Raw genomic sequence first — 15181 nt, forward strand, 5'->3', positions numbered from 1 at the left:
CTGCGTAAACCTGTATCCCGGAGAAAAATGGCAGGGAATCGAGCAGCGCAAGCTGACCCGGACGGCAGGAAAGCCGTCACCGCAGAAACGCCCTTGGGCTCTGTCCTGCGGGGGCGGTATGCTAGCATACGCGCCCCGCTAAACACCTATTCCTGCGACGTGAAGCGTTCTCAGGATGACCATGAATTGTTCGAGAGTTCTGTCGATGACCCATCCTGCCCTGATTGATGAGCTAAAGACCCTGGTTGAGCCCGGCAAAGTGCTGACCGACGCCGACTCCCTGGAGACTTACGGCAAGGATTGGACCAAGCACTTCGCACCCGCGCCCACCGCCATCGTGTTCCCCAAGACCATCGAGCAGGTACAGGCCATTGTCCGTTGGGCCAATGAGCATAAGGTGGCACTGGTGCCGTCTGGCGGTCGCACTGGCCTGTCTGCAGCTGCTGTTGCGGCCAATGGCGAAGTGGTCGTGTCCTTCGACTATATGAACCAGATTCTGGACGTGAACCTCACCGACCGCACCGCCGTGTGCCAGCCGGGCGTGGTCACAAAGCAGTTGCAGAACGTCGCCGAAGAAAAAGGCCTGTACTACCCGGTGGACTTCGCCTCATCCGGTTCCAGCCAAATTGGCGGCAATATCGGCACCAATGCCGGCGGGATCAAGGTTATTCGCTACGGCATGACCCGTAACTGGGTCGCCGGCATGAAAGTCGTCACCGGCAAAGGCGATGTGCTGGAACTGAACCGCGACTTAATCAAGAACGCCACCGGCTACGACATGCGCCAGCTGTTCATCGGCGCTGAAGGCACCCTGGGTTTTGTGGTCGAGGCCACCATGCGCCTGGACCGTGCGCCGAAGAACCTGACCGCCATGGTGCTCGGCACCACCGACTTCGACTCGATCATGCCGGTGCTGCACGCGTTCCAGAGCAAGCTGGACCTGACCGCGTTCGAGTTCTTCTCCGACAAAGCCCTGGCCAAAGTGCTGGGTCGTGGCGATGTGCCGGCACCGTTTGAAACCGAGTGCCCGTTCTACGCACTGCTGGAATTCGAAGCCACCACCGAAGAAGTCGCCAACCACGCGCTGGAAACCTTCGAACACTGTGTCGAACAGGGCTGGGTGCTGGACGGCGTGATGAGCCAGAGCGAAACCCAACTGCACAACCTGTGGAAACTGCGCGAGTACATCTCCGAGACCATTTCCCACTGGACGCCGTACAAGAACGATATCTCAGTCACTGTCTCCAAAGTGCCAGCGTTCTTGAAAGAAATTGACGCGATCGTCGGCGAACACTATCCGGACTTCGAAATCGTCTGGTTTGGCCATATCGGTGACGGCAACCTGCACTTGAACATTCTCAAGCCGGAAAGCCTGAGCAAGGACGAGTTCTTCGCCAAATGCGCCACCGTGAACAAATGGGTGTTCGAGACCGTTGAGAAATACAACGGCTCTATCTCCGCCGAACACGGCGTGGGCATGACCAAGCGCGATTACCTGACGTACAGCCGTTCGCCGGTCGAAATTGAATACATGAAGGCCGTCAAAGCAGTGTTCGACCCGAACGGGATCATGAACCCTGGCAAGATCTTCGCTGTTTAACCGCCCCCCGAAGGAGTCGTTCCATGAGCTACCAGCACAAGTATGTCGACGGCACCAACATCCACTTCCCGGTGGGTAAAGTGGTGTGCATTGGCCGTAACTACGCCGAACATGCCAAGGAACTGGATAATCCAGTGCCGACCGAACCGTTGCTGTTCATCAAGCCCGGCAGCTGTGTCGTGGCGCTGGAAGGCGGTTTTGCCATCCCTGCCGACCGTGGCTCGGTGCACTACGAAGCGGAAATCGCGGTATTGATCGGCAAGCCGTTGTCGAACAAGCCAAGCCGTGAAGAAGTGCTGGACGCCATCTCCGGCTTCGCCCCGGCCCTGGACCTGACACTGCGTGACAAACAGGCCGAGCTGAAAGCCAAGGGCCTGCCGTGGGAAATTGCCAAATCCTTCGACGGCGCGGCAGTGATCGCACCGTTCGTGGTGGGCAGCACTTTCCCGGACGTGACCGATATCGGCATTCGCCTGACCATCAACGGCGAATTGCGCCAGGACGGCAACAGCTCGCAAATGCTCAACCCGATCATCCCGATGATCCAGCACATGGCCGGCTGCTTCTCGCTGCAGGCTGGTGATGTGATTCTCACCGGCACCCCGGCTGGCGTGGGTCCGCTGAATGTGGGTGATGAGTTGGTGTTGGAATTGGCGGGCGTGAATCGCTTCGACAGCAGCGTTCGATAAGCACCTGGCCAACGCGGTCAAACCTGTGGGAGGGGGCTTGCCTCCGATGGCGGTGTATCAGTTAAGTGGATGTTGACTGACGCGCTGCTATCGGGGGCAAGCCCCCTCCCACATTGGAGTTGTGTCGGCCGGTAAAGCCCCGGGTTTTTGCATTTTTTTCACACGCCATCCGGATAATCCCCAGCCTCCAGAGCGCGGGCCCGTCGATCCTGTGCTATCACCTAACGCTGACTTTCCGGAAAAAGCGCCCCATGGCCGTGTCCCTGCCCTCCGCCACACCCAAGCCGCGTTCCCGTTTTGCCCTGCGCTGGTATTCCTGGCTGTTTCTGGCGGGGGCCATCTTTTATGGCGTTGCCTGGGCCATGCATTGGGATGACCGCGGCGTGCTGTGGGTGCTGGAGCGCTTCGAGACGCCCACCGAGCGCAGTGAAAGCGTATGGCTGCCGGACTACCACGCGGTCATCGACGCCAAGGTGTTGCCGGGAATGGAGAAGGACGAAGCCTCGGACGTCGCCTACAACCCGCAGACCAAAACGCTGTTTTCCGTCATGGGCAAAAACCCGTTCCTCGTTGAGTTGAGCCTGCAAGGCGATGTGCTCCGCAAGATGCCGCTCAATGGCTGGGAAAATCCGGAAGGCGTGACGGTCCTGGAAAACGGGCTGATGGCAGTGGTCGACGAGCGCCAGCACAGCCTGACCATCGTCAAGGTCGACGCGACGACCCAACAGTTGAACAAGGCTGATTTCCAGGCCTACGACCTGGGCCCGTCCAAAGACCAGAACAAAGCTTTTGAGGCGATCACCTGGGACAAGCGCAACCAGCAACTGGTGTTGGGCGAAGAGCGCCCGCCGGCATTGTTTACCTGGAAAAGCGACGGCAGCCAGATCCTGAACGGTGATAAACAAAAACTCGCCAGCAAAGAACTGGATATGCGCAACCTCTCGGCCCTGGCTGTCGATCCGCGCACCGGCCACCTCCTTGCGCTTTCGGCCGACTCTCACCTGCTGCTGGAGCTGGACGAGAAGGGCGAACAAGTCAGCTTCATGACCTTGCTGGGCGGCTTCAATGGTCTCAACAAAACCATTCCTCGTGCGGAAGGGGTGACCATGGATGAGGAAGGCACTCTGTACATAGTGAGTGAGCCGAATCTGTTCTATCGTTTCGAAAAGCAGAAATAATCGACCAGTTACGTCGGATATTTCTCTATCAGCGGCATTCGCCAGACATCCGGGCGCGTTTAAGTTTAAATTCAGACAGGCGTGATATTCATTCGCCACTTTTGATTTTGAGCCCGCCCAATGCGCCGACTTGCCCGCCCCAAGCCCATTCTTTTTCTGTTCGTGCTGATCGCCCTGATCTGCGCCGGGGTCGCTGGGCAGCACTTTCGCTTGTTCGAGCGCGCTTGGTTCAATTGGCAGACATGGCGTCATCCCGCCGATGAGCGTTCCATTGGCCTCGCCGATTACCGGGTAACGCTGGAGGCCCAAGTCATCGAGGGGCTCGATGACGATGTCTCGGCACTCACCTATGACCCTGTGCGCAAAAGCCTGTTTACCGTGACCAATCAAAACGCCGAACTGATCGAGTTGTCGCTGGACGGCAAGATCCTGCGGCGCATTCCCTTGGTGGGATTTGGTGATGCCGAGGCCGTGGAGTTCATCAGCGACAACATCTACGTCATCACCGATGAACGCCAACAGCGCCTGATCAAGGTGCATGTTGACGACGACACCCAGTTCCTCGACGCCGCAGATGCAGAGCAAATGACCCTGGGCCTGCATGTAGGTGGCAACAAGGGCTTTGAGGGGCTGGCCTATGACTCAGTGGGCAAGCGCCTGTTCGTGGCCAAGGAGCGCGATCCGATGTTGATCTATGAGGTCCACGGGTTTCCTCATTTCAAACCGGAAAAAACCTACTCGGTGCACGTGATCAATAACCCCAAGCGTGACGCCGGGCTGTTTGTACGCGATCTGTCGAGCCTGCAATACGACGAGCGCAGCGGCCATCTGCTGGCGCTGTCGGATGAGTCATTTTTGGTGTTGGAACTGGATATCGACGGTCGCCCATTGAGCAGTCTTTCTCTACTCAATGGGCGCCATGGCCTGAAAAAACGTGTGCCTCAGGCCGAAGGGATCGCCATGGACGACGAAGGTACGTTGTACCTGGTCAGCGAGCCGAACCTGTTCTACGTGTTCAAGAAACCCAGTCCCTGACACACCGCCATTCGGGGGCAGGCCCCCTCCCACGTTGGATTGGTGGTGTCCTCAGGCCTTGAGGGTTTTCACGCCTTCGGAAGTGCCCAAGAGCAGCACATCCGCCGGACGCGCAGCGAACAGGCCGTTGGTGACCACGCCGACGATGGCATTGATCTGCGTTTCAAGCTCCACCGGATTGGTGATCTGCATATTGAATACGTCGAGGATGATGTTGCCGTTGTCGGTCAGCACGCCTTCGCGGTAAACCGGATCGCCGCCCAGCTTCACCAGCTCGCGGGCCACGTGGCTGCGGGCCATCGGGATGACTTCCACCGGCAGCGGGAATGCGCCGAGGACCGGTACCAGCTTGCTGGCGTCGGCGATGCAGATGAAGGTCTTGGCCACGGCCGCGACGATCTTCTCGCGAGTCAGGGCTGCGCCGCCGCCCTTGATCAGGTTCAGGTGCGCGTCGCTCTCATCGGCGCCGTCGACATAGAACTCCAGGTCGCTCACGGTGTTGAGCTCGTACACCGGAATGCCATGGCCTTTCAGGCGTGCGGCAGTGGCTTCGGAGCTGGCCACGGCGCCATCGAACGCGCCCTTGTGCTGGGCCAGCGCATCGATAAAGCAGTTGGCAGTGGAGCCGGTGCCGACACCGACGATGCTTTTGTCGTCGAGTTTAGGAAGGATTAAATCGACAGCGGCCTGTGCCACTGCCTGTTTGAGTTGATCCTGGGTCATGCGGGCTCCGGAACGGGCGGGGAGTAAAGAGGGGCGCGAGTATAACCCAACAAAACCTCGGGATTCGTGTGGTCGTACGGCCAAAAGCCGGGTTAGACTCCTCGGCCCTGCCCAACTCGCCCAGTGATTCCCGCCGATGCTTGAACAGTACGTCAAAAAGATCCTCACCTCGCGCGTTTACGACGTTGCCGTAGAAACCCCGCTGCAGACCGCCCGCCAGCTCTCCGAGCGGCTGGGCAACAAGGTCTGGCTCAAGCGCGAAGACTTGCAGCCGGTGTTCTCGTTCAAGATTCGCGGCGCGTACAACAAGCTGACTCAGTTGACGGCTGAAGAGCGCGCACGCGGCGTAGTCACGGCGTCGGCGGGCAACCATGCGCAGGGCCTGGCCCTGGCGGCCAAGGTGCTGGGGGTCAAGGCCACTATTGTGATGCCCAAGACCACCCCTGAGATCAAGGTCGAAGGCGTGCGCTCTCGCGGCGGTAAAGTGGTGCTGCATGGCGACTCTTTCCCAGAGGCGCTGGCCTACTCGCTGAAACTGGTCGACGAAAAAGGCTACGTCTACATTCACCCCTACGATGATCCGCACACCATTGCCGGGCAGGGCACCGTGGCGATGGAGATTCTGCGCCAGCATCCAGGGCCGCTGGATGCGATCTTCGTACCCGTGGGTGGCGGTGGTTTGATCGCGGGCATCGCGGCGTACGTGAAATACCTGCGCCCGGAAATCAAGGTCATCGGCGTCGAGCCGGACGACTCCAACTGCCTGCAAGCTGCCATGGCCGCGGGTGAGCGCGTGGTCTTGCCGACGGTTGGGATCTTTGCCGACGGCGTGGCGGTGGCGCAGATCGGCCAGCACACCTTTGAAATCTGCAAAGACTATGTCGACGAAGTGATCACCGTGAGCACCGATGAAATCTGTGCGGCGATCAAGGACATCTACGACGATACCCGCTCCATCACCGAGCCAGCAGGCGCGTTGGGTGTGGCCGGGATCAAGAAGTACGTTGAGACCCGTGGTGTCAGCGGCAAGACGTTCGTCGCCATCGACTCCGGGGCCAACGTTAACTTCGACCGCCTGCGCCACGTGGCTGAGCGCGCTGAGTTGGGTGAAGGCCGTGAAGCCATCATCGCCGTGACCATCCCTGAGAAACCGGGCAGCTTCAAGGCGTTCTGCGAGGCCGTGGGCAAGCGCCAGATCACCGAATTTAACTACCGTTACCACTCCGGCAGCGAGGCGCACATCTTTGTCGGCGTGCAGACCCACCCGGAAACCGACCCGCGCAGCGCGCTGATCGCCAGTCTCACCGAGCAGGGTTTCCCGGTGCTCGACCTGACAGAGAACGAACTGGCCAAGCTGCACATCCGCCATATGGTCGGTGGGCATGCCGCGCACGTCAGCAATGAAGTGGTGTTTCGCTTTGAGTTCCCGGAGCGTCCGGGGGCGCTGTTCAACTTTCTTAACAAGTTGGGCGGGCGCTGGAATATCTCGATGTTCCACTATCGCAACCACGGCGCGGCTGATGGTCGTGTGGTCGCCGGCCTGCAAGTGCCGGCGAACGAGCGTCACCTGGTACCGGCAGCGCTGGAGGCGATTGGCTACCCGTATTGGGATGAAAGTGATAACCCGGCCTACAAACTGTTCCTCGGTTGAGCGACTACGCTGATTGGGGGCAGCCTCTAAGGAATACGAAACATGGAAACCCTGATCACCCTGAAAGTTGTCCACATCGCGGCCACCGTGGTGTTGTTGCTCAGCGGCCTTGGCTTGGCGCTACTGGCCTGGCGTAAACGCAGCGCCGGCCCAGCCGTCACCGTGCAGCGTCCGTGGGCGTTTGTGTGGTTGCTGATGGGTATTTGTATGGTGAGCATGCCGTTCACCGGCTGGTGGCTGGTGCACCTGGTCGGCTGGCCATTGGGGCAGACTTGGATTCTGGGCTCCAGCATTCTCTACACCGTGGCGGCGCTGGCGTGGTTCTGGCTGGTGGCACGGCTCAATCGCTTGCGGAAAGGCGAGGGCGGCAGCCTGAATTTCACTCTGGTGCTGGCGGTGGTGAGCCTGGTGGGGTTTGTGGCGATTGCCGGGCTCATGGGCGCCAAGCCGGTTTAACGCGGTGAGGGCTTCTGTGGTGAGCGAGCTTGCCCCGCGCTGAGCTGCGAAGCGGCCCTGACAAAGGCCCGCATTTTTCCTGATAAGACCGGTTGGCAGGTTTTGGGGCTGCTTCGCAGCCCAGCTCGGGGCAAGCCCGCTCACCACGGTTACTCGCTACGCAGCGTAATCACCGGCCAACCACGTTTCTCGGCTTCAGCGCGCAGATTCGGATCCGGATCCACCGCCACCGGATGCGTCACTTGCTCCAATAGCGGCAGGTCATTCATCGAGTCGCTATAGAAGTAGCTGTCTTCCAGGCTATACCCCGTTTCTTCCAACCAACGATTCAAGCGCGTCACCTTGCCTTCTCGGAAGCACGGCACGTCAGTGCTGCGCCCAGTGTATCGGCCATCTTCCATCTCGCACTCGGTGGCGATGAGGGTTTCAACGCCCAGGCGTGCGGCAATTGGCGCGGTGACGAAACGGTTGGTGGCGGTGATGATCACCAGCTTGTCGCCAGCGGCGCGGTGCTTGGCCAGCAGTTCGACGGCCAGTGGCAGCATGATCGGCTCGATGCAGTCGCGCATATAGTCGTTGTGCCACTCATCCAGTTGGGCCATTTCGGTGCGGCCGAGGATTTCCAGGCAGAAATTCAGGTAGGCGGCGTTGTCCAGCTTGCCGGCCAGGTAGTCCTGATAGAACTCGTCGTTGCGGGCCTTGTAGGCTACCGGGTCGAGAATCCCGCGTTCGCACAGGTAATCGCCCCACGCGTGGTCGCTGTCACCGCCGATAAGGGTGTTGTCCAAGTCGAATAAAGCCAGGCGCATTGCAGTTACTCGCTGAAAAGTCTGTAAAAAGGCGTCCAGAATACGGTCTTTTCACAAGAGTGCACATAAGCTAAGAAGCCTCGTTGCCGCTTGCGCAACCTTTGTGGAACAATGCGGCGACATGCGTTTGCGAGGTTGTTGCCGTGATCGACCCCGATGGTTTCCGTCCTAATGTCGGGATTATTCTTACGAATGATGCCGGACAGGTGCTATGGGCTCGCCGAATCAACCAAGATGCCTGGCAGTTTCCTCAAGGCGGAATCAACCCCGACGAAACCCCTGAAGACGCCTTGTACCGTGAGTTGAACGAAGAAGTCGGCCTTGAGCGCGAAGATGTGCAGATTCTGGCCTGTACCCGTGGCTGGTTGCGCTATCGTTTGCCGCAACGCCTGGTGCGTACCCACAGCCAACCGCTGTGCATCGGCCAGAAGCAGAAATGGTTTCTCCTGCGCCTGATCTCCAACGAGCAGCGGGTGCGGATGGATTTGACCGGTAAACCGGAGTTCGATGGCTGGCGTTGGGTCAGCTATTGGTACCCGTTGGGCCAGGTGGTGACATTCAAGCGCGAGGTTTATCGTCGCGCTCTCAAAGAGCTTGCCCCGCGCCTTTTAGCGCGCGACTGACGACGGAGTTCGACCCCGAGCCATGCTCAATACGCTGCGCAAGATCGTCCAGGAAGTTAACTCCGCCAAGGATCTCAAGGCGGCGTTGGGGATTATTGTGTTGCGCGTCAAGGAAGCCATGGGCAGCCAGGTCTGCTCGGTTTACCTGCTGGACCCAGAGACCAACCGTTTTGTGCTGATGGCCACGGAGGGCTTGAACAAGCGCTCCATCGGCAAAGTCAGCATGGCGCCCAATGAAGGTCTGGTGGGCCTGGTGGGGACGCGTGAAGAACCCCTCAACCTTGAAAACGCGGCTGATCACCCGCGTTATCGCTACTTTGCCGAAACCGGTGAAGAGCGCTACGCGTCATTCCTCGGCGCACCGATCATTCACCACCGCCGCGTTGTCGGCGTGTTGGTCATCCAGCAAAAAGAACGTCGCCAGTTCGACGAAGGTGAAGAAGCCTTCCTCGTGACCATGAGCGCGCAGCTCGCCGGGGTTATTGCCCACGCCGAGGCCACGGGTTCGATTCGCGGCCTGGGCCGTCAGGGCAAGGGCATCCAGGAAGCCAAGTTCGTCGGCGTACCGGGTTCGCCGGGTGCTGCCGTCGGTACGGCGGTGGTCATGCTGCCACCGGCCGACCTCGATGTGGTGCCGGACAAGACCGTCAACGACATCGACGCCGAAATCAAACTGTTCAAGACCGCCCTGGAAGGCGTGCGCGCCGACATGCGCAACCTGTCGACCAAGCTGGCCACCCAGCTGCGCCCTGAAGAACGTGCGCTGTTCGACGTTTACCAGATGATGCTCGACGACGCGTCCCTCGGGAACGAAGTCAAAACCGTGATCAAGACCGGTCAATGGGCCCAGGGCGCACTGCGCCAAGTGGTCACTGATCACGTCAACCGTTTCGAATTGATGGACGACGCCTACCTGCGCGAGCGTGCCTCGGATGTGCGCGACCTGGGTCGCCGTCTGCTGGCTTACCTGCAGGAAGACCGCACCACCAACCTGGTCTACCCCGACAACACCATCCTGATCAGTGAAGAACTGACCGCCACCATGCTCGGCGAAGTGCCGGAAGGCAAACTGGTGGGCTTGGTCTCGGTTCTCGGTTCGGGTAACTCCCACGTCGCGATCCTGGCCCGCGCCATGGGCATTCCGACGGTGATGGGCCTGGTGGACCTGCCGTACTCCAAGGTCGACGGCATCGACATGATCGTCGATGGCCATCGTGGTGAAGTCTTCACCAACCCCAGCGACGTGCTGCGCAAGCAATACGCCGAAGTGGTGGAAGAAGAGAAACAACTGGCGCTGGGCCTGGATTCATTGCGCGAGTTGCCGTGCGTGACCACTGATGGTCACCGCGTACCGCTGTTGGTGAATACCGGACTGCTGGCCGACGTGGCCCGGGCGCAGCAGCGCGGCGCCGAGGGCGTGGGGCTGTACCGCACCGAAGTGCCGTTCATGATCAACCAGCGTTTCCCGAGTGAGAAGGAGCAGCTGGCGATTTATCGCGAGCAACTGCAAGCCTTCCACCCGTTGCCGGTGACCATGCGCAGCCTGGACATTGGCGGCGACAAGTCACTGTCGTATTTCCCGATCAAGGAAGACAACCCCTTCCTCGGCTGGCGCGGCATTCGCGTCACGCTCGACCACCCGGAAATTTTCCTCGTACAGACTCGCGCCATGCTTAAGGCCAGCGAAGGTCTGAACAACCTGCGCATCCTGTTGCCGATGATCTCCGGCACTCATGAGCTGGAGGAGGCGCTGCATTTGATCCACCGCGCCTGGGGCGAGGTGCGCGACGAAGGCGCTGACGTACCGATGCCGCCGATTGGCGTCATGATCGAAATTCCAGCGGCGGTGTACCAGGCCAAAGAACTGGCGCGGCAGGTGGACTTCCTGTCGGTCGGCTCCAACGACCTGACCCAATACCTGCTGGCCGTGGACCGCAACAACCCACGGGTAGCCGATCTCTACGACTATCTGCACCCGGCGGTGCTGCAAGCGCTGCAACACGTAGTGCGCGACGCCCATGCCGAAGGCAAGCCGGTGAGCATCTGCGGTGAAATGGCTGGTGATCCGGCGGCGGCGGTGCTGTTGATGGCGATGGGCTTTGACAGCCTGTCGATGAACGCCACTAACTTGCCGAAGGTGAAGTGGATGTTGCGCCAAGTCGAGCTGAGTATGGCCAAGGATCTGCTGGCGGAGTTGATGACCATCGACAACCCGCAAGTTATCCACAGCTCGCTGCAATTGGCGCTGAAGAACCTTGGGCTGACACGGATGATCAATCCGGCCTCTGCCAAGACCCTCTAACGCCTGGCGGCGATCAAAAATGTGGGAGGGGGCTTGCTCCCGATGGCGGTGTGTCAGTACCAGATATTCTGACTGACACACTGCCATCGGGAGCAAGCCCCCTCCCACGTTGGTTTTGTGGTGTGCCTAGAGCGTGAGTTCGACTTCGCCGAGTCGGCCACCATGGGGCCCAAAACTACGCTCCACCATCCGCCGCGTGCCATCGGCATTTACAATCAGCGCCGTACTCGCCCGTGTTCCATAACTTGGGCTGGCGATAAATACGCTCGATAACAGGCTTTCAGTCGCCAACCCCACGCCGGTATCCGGCAACTCAGCAAAGGGCGCGATCTGCGGATCGCTCAGAATCTCCAGTAGCGCTTCGGGTTGCGGATTGTTCAGCAACTCACTCAGCGCTGCTTTGGCCTTAAGCAGTTTCGGCCAAGGCGTATCCAGCCCTGCGTTGGATAACCCGTACACGCCCGCTTTCAACTGCGTGGGCTCGGTGTGATTGGCGTTGTAATGCCACAACTCATCCCGCGTGCCCACCAGCAGGTTAAACCCGGCGTATTCAATCGATCGGCCGTTAACGTCGGCCAAGTAGTCGTCAATGGGCAGTGAACCGCTGAGAAAGCGCGCCACCAATTCCCCGCGCGACTTGCGTGCAGGCGGTTGGTGGGGATCACGGATATTGGTCAGGGCAGCAAATCGCCCATCGGCATTCACGCCAAGCCAAGTGCCGCCTGCTTCCTGATCGCGACCGGCATAGATTTCGGGCACGTCCGGCCACTGGGCCAGCGGCAGACTGGGGCGGGCATAGAACTCGTCACGGTTGGCCGCGACGATCAGCGGTTGGGCGTGGCCCGGCCGCCAGGCGAAAACAATCAGGCACATCAGGCGATTCCCTTTTGTGTTTTTTGCCACTCTACCCACACCGGCAGCGGTGTTCCATCGTATCCAGTTGGGCCGCATGCCTTCCATCCGTTAACATGCCGGACTTGATTCGGGGGCTCCCATGGAATTTCTGCTGTATTTGCTGCTGGGCGCCTGTGCGGGTGTACTCGCCGGGCTGTTTGGCGTGGGCGGCGGGATCATTATCGTGCCGGTGCTGGTGTTCAGCTTCACCTTGCAGGGCTTCGACCCGCAGGTGCTGACTCACTTGGCCGTAGGCACATCCTTGGCGACGATCATCTTTACCTCGGTCAATGCCGTGCGTGAGCACCACCGACGTGGCGCGGTGCGTTGGCCGATCTTTGTGTGGATGACCGTGGGCATCCTGATCGGTGCAGGTTTCGGTGCGCTGACCGCCGAGGCGATTTCCGGTCCGCATTTGCAGAAGATCATTGGCGTGTTCGCGCTGATCATCGCCGTGCAACTGGCCCTGGAGGTTAAGCCCAAGGCCAGTCGAACGGTGCCAGGCAAGGTCGGCCTGACCCTGGCCGGTACGGTGATTGGCTGGGCTTCGGCCATTTTCGGCATCGGCGGCGGCTCGCTGACCGTGCCGTTTTTGACCTGGCGCAGCGTGCCGATGCAACAGGCGGTGGCCACCTCGTCCGCCTGTGGCCTGCCGATTGCCCTGGCCAGTGCATTAAGTTTCATGATTCTGGGCTGGCATGACCCGCTGTTGCCCGCTCATAGTCTAGGGTTCGTGTATTTACCGGCGCTGCTGGGCATTGCCCTGACCAGTATGGTGTTTGCCCGCTTTGGCGCACGCCTGGCGCATCGGTTGTCGCCGCGGTTGCTCAAGCGGTTGTTCGCCGGCTTGCTGTTTTGCGTGGGCTTAAACTTTTTGCTGTAACGCAGACTTAATCGCGCCCGGGCATGGTCCGGTCGCCATAACGCATGATTTAACGAGGAGTCGCAATGCTGCCTTACCCGCAGATCGACCCGGTGGCTCTGGCCATCGGTCCGCTGAAAATCCACTGGTACGGGTTGATGTACCTGATCGGCATCGGCGGCGCCTGGCTGCTGGCCTCCCGCCGCCTGAACCGTTTCGACCCGACCTGGACCAAGGAGAAACTCTCCGACATGGTCTTCTGGCTGTCCATGGGGGTCATCGTCGGCGGGCGTCTGGGGTATGTGCTGTTCTACGATCTGTCCGCCTACATCGCCAATCCGACACTGATTTTCGAAGTGTGGAAGGGCGGCATGGCGTTCCACGGCGGGTTTATCGGCGTAATGATTGCTGCCTGGTGGTTCGGCCGCCGCAATGGCAAGTCGTTCTTCCAACTGATGGACTTCGTTGCGCCGTTGGTGCCGATTGGCCTGGGCGCCGGGCGTATCGGTAACTTCATCAACGCCGAGCTCTGGGGCAAGCCGACCGACGTGCCGTGGGCCATGGTGTTCCCGCCGTTCAGCGACCCGGCACAACTGCCGCGCCATCCGTCGCAGCTATACCAGTTCGCACTGGAAGGTGTGGCACTGTTCCTCATTCTGTACATCTTCTCGCGCAAACCGCGCCCGACCATGGCCGTTTCCGGCATGTTCGCGCTGTTTTACGGCATCTTCCGTTTCATCGTCGAATTCGTACGTGTGCCGGATGCGCAACTGGGCTACCTCGCGTGGGGCTGGCTGACCATGGGTCAGGTGTTGAGCATCCCAATGATCCTCGTGGGGCTGGGCCTGCTGTGGTGGGCGTACAATCGCCCGCAGCCGCTGAAGAACACCGCGCTTTAAATTCGAATGCCGGGGCCTGCGTGCGGGCTCCGGCTTCAACGATACGGGTACTTACATGAAGCAATATCTCGAACTACTGAACGACGTCGTGACCAATGGCCTGACCAAGGGCGATCGCACCGGCACCGGCACCAAGGCCGTGTTCGCCCGTCAGTATCGGCATAACTTGGCCGACGGCTTCCCGCTGTTGACCACCAAGAAGCTTCACTTCAAAAGCATCGCCAATGAGCTGATCTGGATGTTGAGCGGCAACACCAATATCAAGTGGCTCAACGAAAACGGCGTGAAGATTTGGGACGAATGGGCCACCGAAGACGGCGACCTGGGCCCGGTCTACGGCGAGCAGTGGACTGCTTGGCCGACCAAAGACGGCGGGACGATCAACCAGATCGACTACATGGTGCACACGCTCAAGACCAACCCCAACAGCCGTCGCATTCTGTTCCACGGCTGGAACGTCGAATACCTGCCGGACGAAACCAAGAGCCCACAGGAAAACGCGCGAAACGGCAAACAGGCCCTGCCACCGTGCCACCTGCTGTACCAGGCGTTCGTGCATGACGGCCATCTGTCGATGCAGTTGTACATCCGCAGCTCCGACGTATTCCTTGGTCTGCCGTACAACACCGCTGCCCTGGCGTTGCTCACCCATATGTTGGCGCAACAGTGCGACTTGATCCCTCACGAGATCATCGTCACCACTGGCGATACCCATGCCTACAGCAACCATATGGAACAGATCCGGACCCAACTGGCGCGTACACCGAAGAAGCTGCCGGAGTTGGTGATCAAGCGTAAGCCGGCGTCGATCTACGATTACAAGTTCGAAGATTTTGAGATTGTGGGCTATGACGCTGATCCAAGCATCAAGGCCGATGTCGCTATCTAGCGTCTGACGCCGTCCAATGTGGGAGGGGGCTTGCCCCCGATTGCGGTGGGTCAGTCACCCAATACTTAACTGACCCACCGCCATCGGGGGCAAGCCCCCTCTCACATTTGGTCCGTTTAATGGCCGTGGCTTCTGCCTACATGTGAGGGCTCAGCCTCGCTGGCCTGCATACTCCCGCTGACCTCCAACTGCTGCAAAATCCCACAGTGATCCCCGCCGCCACAGCGTTGGCGCAAGTCCAGCAACTGCACCTGCAACGCCAATAACCCGTCGATCCGCGCTTTCACATGGTGGATATGCTCGTCGACCAACGCATTCACGCTTTCGCATTGGTCCTGTGGACTGTCGCGCAGGCTGAGCAGGCTGCGGATTTCTTCGAGGGTCATGTCGAGGCTGCGGCAGTTGCGGATAAAGATCAGCCGCTCGGTGTGCGCCTGGGTGTACACGCGGTAGTTGGCGTCGGTGCGCGCCGGCGGCGGCAGCAGGCCTTCTTTCTCGTAATAACGGATGGTTTCCACCTGACAGTCAGTCAGTTTGGCCAATTCGCCGATCTTCATCGCAGCAATCTCCA

Annotated in this window: 15 protein-coding genes; 11 read left to right on the forward strand and 4 right to left on the reverse strand. The window is 59.8% G+C overall.

The genetic code is table 11. The features are described from left to right. The first annotated feature begins 205 nt into the window (after window positions 1–205). From ACVWXD_RS26590 to ACVWXD_RS26605, 4 genes are all read left to right on the forward strand, one after another. Entirely contained in the window at window positions 206–1600 is a 1395-nt protein-coding gene (locus ACVWXD_RS26590; protein WP_032884215.1) for an FAD-binding oxidoreductase, read from the forward strand. Window positions 1601–1623: 23 nt separating this feature from the next. After that, a complete protein-coding gene (locus ACVWXD_RS26595; RefSeq protein ID WP_260367075.1) occupies window positions 1624–2289 on the forward strand; it encodes a fumarylacetoacetate hydrolase family protein in 666 nt (221 codons plus the stop codon). A gap of 251 nt (window positions 2290–2540) precedes the next feature. Continuing rightward, window positions 2541–3467: an SdiA-regulated domain-containing protein gene (locus ACVWXD_RS26600; protein ID WP_095185154.1), complete on the forward strand. Its 927-nt coding sequence runs from the start codon at window positions 2541–2543 to the stop codon at window positions 3465–3467. Between the two features lie 120 nt (window positions 3468–3587). After that, on the forward strand, window positions 3588–4502 hold the full coding sequence (locus ACVWXD_RS26605; RefSeq protein ID WP_032884208.1) for an SdiA-regulated domain-containing protein: 915 nt from the start codon (window positions 3588–3590) through the stop codon (window positions 4500–4502). A 51-nt stretch (window positions 4503–4553) separates the two neighbouring features. Here the strand turns inward: ACVWXD_RS26605 and rpiA are convergent, their stop codons facing one another. Continuing rightward, window positions 4554–5225, reverse strand: coding sequence for a ribose-5-phosphate isomerase RpiA (rpiA, locus tag ACVWXD_RS26610; RefSeq protein ID WP_017253881.1), 672 nt, complete (start codon window positions 5223–5225; stop codon window positions 4554–4556). 136 nt (window positions 5226–5361) lie between these two features. Here rpiA and ilvA point away from each other — a divergent pair, with 136 nt between their 5' ends. Both ilvA and ACVWXD_RS26620 read left to right on the forward strand, forming a co-directional pair. Beyond that, complete coding sequence (gene ilvA, locus ACVWXD_RS26615) at window positions 5362–6876, forward strand: threonine ammonia-lyase, biosynthetic (protein ID WP_181642978.1); 1515 nt, start codon at window positions 5362–5364, stop codon at window positions 6874–6876. 42 nt (window positions 6877–6918) lie between these two features. Continuing rightward, a complete protein-coding gene (locus ACVWXD_RS26620) occupies window positions 6919–7332 on the forward strand; it encodes a DUF2269 family protein (protein WP_095185153.1) in 414 nt (137 codons plus the stop codon). Window positions 7333–7481: 149 nt separating this feature from the next. Here ACVWXD_RS26620 and ACVWXD_RS26625 read toward each other — a convergent pair whose 3' ends face one another. Continuing rightward, window positions 7482–8141 carry a histidinol-phosphatase gene (locus ACVWXD_RS26625; RefSeq protein WP_181642977.1) on the reverse strand — a complete coding sequence of 220 codons (660 nt, stop codon included), beginning with the start codon at window positions 8139–8141 and terminating at the stop codon, window positions 7482–7484. A gap of 143 nt (window positions 8142–8284) precedes the next feature. Here ACVWXD_RS26625 and ACVWXD_RS26630 point away from each other — a divergent pair, with 143 nt between their 5' ends. Continuing rightward, on the forward strand, window positions 8285–8764 hold the full coding sequence (locus tag ACVWXD_RS26630) for an RNA pyrophosphohydrolase (protein ID WP_003176750.1): 480 nt from the start codon (window positions 8285–8287) through the stop codon (window positions 8762–8764). A gap of 22 nt (window positions 8765–8786) precedes the next feature. Next, the gene (ptsP, locus tag ACVWXD_RS26635) at window positions 8787–11066 is read left to right on the forward strand and encodes a phosphoenolpyruvate--protein phosphotransferase (RefSeq protein WP_032884201.1); all 2280 of its coding nucleotides are present in this window, start codon (window positions 8787–8789) and stop codon (window positions 11064–11066) included. A 126-nt stretch (window positions 11067–11192) separates the two neighbouring features. Here ptsP and ACVWXD_RS26640 read toward each other — a convergent pair whose 3' ends face one another. After that, window positions 11193–11939, reverse strand: a complete 747-nt coding sequence (locus ACVWXD_RS26640; RefSeq protein ID WP_032884199.1) for an NRDE family protein — start codon at window positions 11937–11939, stop codon at window positions 11193–11195. Window positions 11940–12060: 121 nt separating this feature from the next. Between ACVWXD_RS26640 and ACVWXD_RS26645 the strand changes: the two genes are divergently transcribed. The 3 genes from ACVWXD_RS26645 (at window position 12061) to ACVWXD_RS26655 (ending at window position 14610) form a co-directional block, all read left to right on the forward strand. Continuing rightward, window positions 12061–12843, forward strand: a complete 783-nt coding sequence (locus ACVWXD_RS26645; protein WP_032884198.1) for a sulfite exporter TauE/SafE family protein — start codon at window positions 12061–12063, stop codon at window positions 12841–12843. Window positions 12844–12908: 65 nt separating this feature from the next. Beyond that, window positions 12909–13721: a prolipoprotein diacylglyceryl transferase gene (gene lgt, locus ACVWXD_RS26650; protein WP_032884196.1), complete on the forward strand. Its 813-nt coding sequence runs from the start codon at window positions 12909–12911 to the stop codon at window positions 13719–13721. A gap of 55 nt (window positions 13722–13776) precedes the next feature. Then, window positions 13777–14610 carry a thymidylate synthase gene (locus ACVWXD_RS26655; protein ID WP_015886389.1) on the forward strand — a complete coding sequence of 278 codons (834 nt, stop codon included), beginning with the start codon at window positions 13777–13779 and terminating at the stop codon, window positions 14608–14610. 116 nt (window positions 14611–14726) lie between these two features. Here the strand turns inward: ACVWXD_RS26655 and cadR are convergent, their stop codons facing one another. Beyond that, entirely contained in the window at window positions 14727–15167 is a 441-nt protein-coding gene (cadR, locus tag ACVWXD_RS26660; protein WP_032884195.1) for a Cd(II)/Pb(II)-responsive transcriptional regulator, read from the reverse strand. Between the last annotated feature and the right edge of the window lie 14 nt (window positions 15168–15181).

Source organism: Pseudomonas sp. TE3911 (assembly GCF_054062775.1).